Annotated in this window: 5 protein-coding genes; 2 read left to right on the top strand and 3 right to left on the bottom strand. The window is 74.0% G+C overall.

From position 1 onward, the window contains the following. From GTW40_RS09755 to GTW40_RS09745, 3 genes are all read right to left on the bottom strand, one after another. On the bottom strand, window positions 1-224 hold a 224-nt coding region (locus GTW40_RS09755), incomplete at its 3' end, for a chaplin (protein WP_161179771.1). A 171-nt stretch (window positions 225-395) separates the two neighbouring features. Next, window positions 396-1,037, bottom strand: a complete 642-nt coding sequence (locus GTW40_RS09750) for a response regulator transcription factor (protein WP_161179770.1) — start codon at window positions 1,035-1,037, stop codon at window positions 396-398. Further along, window positions 1,030-2,175: a GAF domain-containing sensor histidine kinase gene (locus GTW40_RS09745; protein ID WP_161179769.1), complete on the bottom strand. Its 1,146-nt coding sequence runs from the start codon at window positions 2,173-2,175 to the stop codon at window positions 1,030-1,032. The genes GTW40_RS09750 and GTW40_RS09745 overlap by 8 nt, the downstream gene beginning before the upstream one ends. Before the next feature lie 243 nt (window positions 2,176-2,418). Here GTW40_RS09745 and GTW40_RS09740 point away from each other — a divergent pair, with 243 nt between their 5' ends. Both GTW40_RS09740 and GTW40_RS09735 read left to right on the top strand, forming a co-directional pair. Next, a complete protein-coding gene (locus GTW40_RS09740; RefSeq protein WP_161179768.1) occupies window positions 2,419-3,114 on the top strand; it encodes an SDR family oxidoreductase in 696 nt (231 codons plus the stop codon). After that, window positions 3,111-3,544: S-adenosylmethionine:tRNA ribosyltransferase-isomerase (locus tag GTW40_RS09735; protein WP_161179767.1), on the top strand; the 434-nt coding region annotated here is incomplete at its 3' end. The genes GTW40_RS09740 and GTW40_RS09735, both read left to right, overlap by 4 nt.

The following is a 3,544-nucleotide window of genomic DNA, read 5'->3' as shown; positions in this document are numbered from 1 at the left end:
GTGTTGCCGAAGGCCGGGTTCAGCAGGCCGATGACGTCGACGGTGTTGCCGACGACGTTCACCGGGACGTGCACCGGCGCCTGGATGACGTTGCCCGAGACGACGCCCGGCGAGGCCGTGGCCGCGCCAGAGGCGCCGCTGCTGGCGGAGGCCATGCCCGCGCCCGCCGCGATCAGTCCGCCGGTCACCATCGTCACGGCCGCGACCTTCTTCAGGTTCTTCATGTCCAACCCCTCCTTGGCATTCACCGCGGCGGTTCGCCGTGGCACGCACTGGAGAACGGCGGGGGCGGGACGAGGTTGCGCCGTACGGGTGACATTCCCACGACGGTATGAATCTCGGATCGGACGGTGACCTTTCGGATCACCGTTCGTGGGGCCGAAGTTGACCGGGTTTCAGCCGGTCACACCGTGACGTACCGCCCACAGCGCCGCCTGGGTGCGGTCGGCCAGGTCGAGTTTCATGAGGATGTTGGAGACGTGCGTCTTGACGGTCTTCTCGGACAGGACGAGGGCGCGGGCGATCTCGCGGTTGGAGCGGCCGTCGGCGATCAGACCGAGCACCTCGCGCTCGCGGTCGGTGAGTGAACCGCCCCTGCCCTGGCCGGGGTTGGTCTCCTCCTGGGAGAGCAGGGCGTCGGCGACCTCGGCCTGGAGCAGGACGTGTCCGGCGTGCACGGAGCGGATGGCGGCGGCGAGGGCGTCGGGGTCCACGTCCTTGTAGACGTATCCGGCGGCGCCCGCGCGCAGGGCGGGGACGACCGTACGGCGCTCGGTGAAGCTGGTGACGATCAACACCCGTGCGGGGTTGTCGAGTTCACGGAGCTTGCGCAGGGCCTCGATGCCGTCCGTGCCCGGCATCTTGACGTCCATGAGGACGACCTCGGGGCGCAACTCCTCTGCCTGGGCGACTCCTTCGGCGCCATCGGCCGCCTCGCCGACGACCTCGATGTCGTCCTGCACCTCCAGGAAGGTGCGCAGGCCCCGGCGGACGACCTGGTGGTCGTCGACGAGGAGCACCTTGATCGGGTCAGCCACCGGGCACCTCCATCTCGATCGCGGTGCCCTTGCCGGGCGCCGATTCCACGGTCAGCGTGCCGCCGACCCCGCTCGCGCGGTCCCGCATGGAGACCAGTCCCAGATGGCGCCCGGCGCGGCGGACGGTCGTGGGGTCGAAGCCGTCGCCGTCGTCGGTGACGCGCAGGACGACGCCGTTGCCGCGCCGGGCCATGACGACCTCGACGTGGGCCGCGCCGGAGTGGCGCAGTGCGTTGTGCAGGGCCTCCTGGGCGACCCGGAGCAGGGCCTCCTCCTGGGCGGCGGGCAGGGCGCGGATGCCGTGGCTGGTGAAGGTGACGCGGGCGCTGTGGGCGCGGTCGAGGACCTGGATCTGGGTGCGGAGGGTGGCGACGAGGCCGTCCTCGTCCAGTGCGGCGGGGCGCAACTCGACGACGGCCGCGCGCAGTTCGTCCGCCGCCTCGGCCGCGAGGGCGGCCACCTGGTGCAGCTCCTCCTTGGCGCGGGCGGGGTCGCGGTCCACGAGGGCGGTGGCGGCCTGGGCGGTCAGGCGGAGGGAGAACAGCTTCTGGCTGACGGCGTCGTGGAGTTCGTGCGCGAGGCGGGAGCGTTCCTCGGCGATGGTCAGCTCCCGACTGCGTTCGTAGAGACGGGCGTTGGTGAGGGCGATGGCGGCGTGCTGGGCGAGGATGCCGAGCAGATCCTCGTCCTCGGCGGTGAAGCCGCAACTGCCTTCCGGTTTCTGGCAGTTCTTGTTGGCGAGGAAGAGGGCGCCGATGACCTCGTCGCCGTCGCGGATGGGCAGGCCCAGGAAGTCGGCGAGTTCGGGGTGCGCGTCGGGCCAGCCCTCGAACCGGGGGTCCTGCCGCAGGTCCGCCAGCCGCTCGGGGCGGGCCTCGCGCAGCATCGCCGCGAGCACGCCGTGCTGCCGGGGCAGCGGTCCGATCGCCTTCCACTGTGCGTCGCTGACGCCGTCCACGACGAACTGGGCGAAGCCGCCGTGGTCGTCGGGGACGCCGAGGGCGGCGTACTGGGCGTCGAGCAGTTCGCGGGCGGAGGCGACGATCGTCTTGAGGACGTCCCGCACCTCCAGATGCCTGCTCATGGCCAGCAGCGCGGAACTCACCGCGGCGAGGCCGGACCGGGTGCCGTGACTCATGTCCTCACCGTAACCGGCGGGGCACGGGACGCGGATCGGCCCGGCGGCCCTCCGCCCGGGCCGCTGGGCGTAGGGCCGGGGACGTAGGCCGTCCGACCCCGTACCCCGGGTGGGGCCCCGGACGTACGGCGAAGGGACCGCGTGGGTCGGGGCCGCAGGCGGAGGTGGGCGGGGGCGGGCCGTTCCTAGGTTGAGGTCACCGCCCGCCGGGGCGGTCGCATGTGACCCAAGGGGATGGTGAGGATGGCTGTCGCGATCATCACGGGGGCGTCGAAGGGGCTGGGGCGGGCGCTGGCGAACGCGCTGGCCGCGCGGGGCTGGGACCTGGTGCTGGACGCGCGGGGCGAGGGGGCGCTGAAGGAGGCCGCCGGGGCGGTCGCCGGGCACGGTACGCGGGTGGTGGCACTCGCCGGGGACGTCACGGACGGCGCGCACCGGGCCGCGCTGGTGGCGGCTGCGCGGCGGCTGGGCGGGGTGGACCTGCTGGTGCACAATGCGAGCGCGCTGGGCGCCGAGCCCCTGGTGGGACTGGCGGAGCTGCCGCTCGACGGGTTCCGGCGGGCGCTGGAGGTGAACACGGTCGCGGCGCTGGGCCTGGTGCGGGAGTCGCTGCCCGCGCTGCGGGCCTCGGCGGTGGGCACCGTGATCACGGTCAGCTCGGACGCAGCGGTGGAGGCGTACCCGACCTGGGGCGGCTACGGCGCCTCGAAGGCGGCCCTCGACCACCTCGCGGCGGTGCTCGCCGAGGAGGAGCCGGGGCTGCGGGTGTGGGCGGTGGACCCGGGCGACATGGCGACCGGGCTGTACGAGGCGGCCGTACCCGTGGACGATACTCCGCGCCCCGCGCCCGAGAGCGTGGCGCCCGCGTTCCTGCGGTTGCTGGAGGACCGGCCGGTGAGCGGGCGGTACACCGCCGACGCGCTGCTGGAGCGGCGATGAGGCCCCTCGTGCCCGCGTCCCCCGCGTCCCCCGTGTCCGTCTGGAAGGTGCCCCAGGAGCTGTCCGCGCGCGTCCCGGCCGAGCAGCGGGGCGCCGGGCTCGGCCGGGATTCCGTACGGCTGCTGGTCTCGCGCGGGACGGAGGTGACGCATCACGCGTTCCGGGAGCTGCCCCGGCTGCTGCGGGCCGGTGACGTGCTGGTGGTGAACACCTCGGCGACGCTGCCCGCGGCGGTGGACGGGCGGACCGGGTCCGTGCCGGTGGTGGTGCACTTCTCGACCCGGGGTGACGACGGGCGGTGGGCCGTCGAACTGCGGGAGCCGGACGGACGGGGTACGACGCGTGCGCGGGCGGGCGGCCCCGCAGGGACGGAGGTGGGGCTGCCGGGCGGGGCGCGGCTGGTCCTGGAGGAGCCGCTGGCCGGGGGCGG

Origin of the sequence: Streptomyces sp. SID4985 (assembly GCF_009863025.1) — a bacterium.
In the GTDB taxonomy this organism is placed as follows: Bacteria; Actinomycetota; Actinomycetes; order Streptomycetales; family Streptomycetaceae; genus Streptomyces.
This window is presented reverse-complemented; position numbering and strand designations above follow the sequence as displayed.

Excerpts from the sequence above, each read along its gene's own strand:
- GTW40_RS09745 (WP_161179769.1), bottom strand. The coding sequence starts at position 2,175 with ATGAGTCACGGCACCCGGTCCGGCCTCGCCGCGGTGAGTTCCGCGCTG.
- GTW40_RS09740 (WP_161179768.1), top strand. The coding sequence starts at position 2,419 with ATGGCTGTCGCGATCATCACGGGGGCGTCGAAGGGGCTGGGGCGGGCG.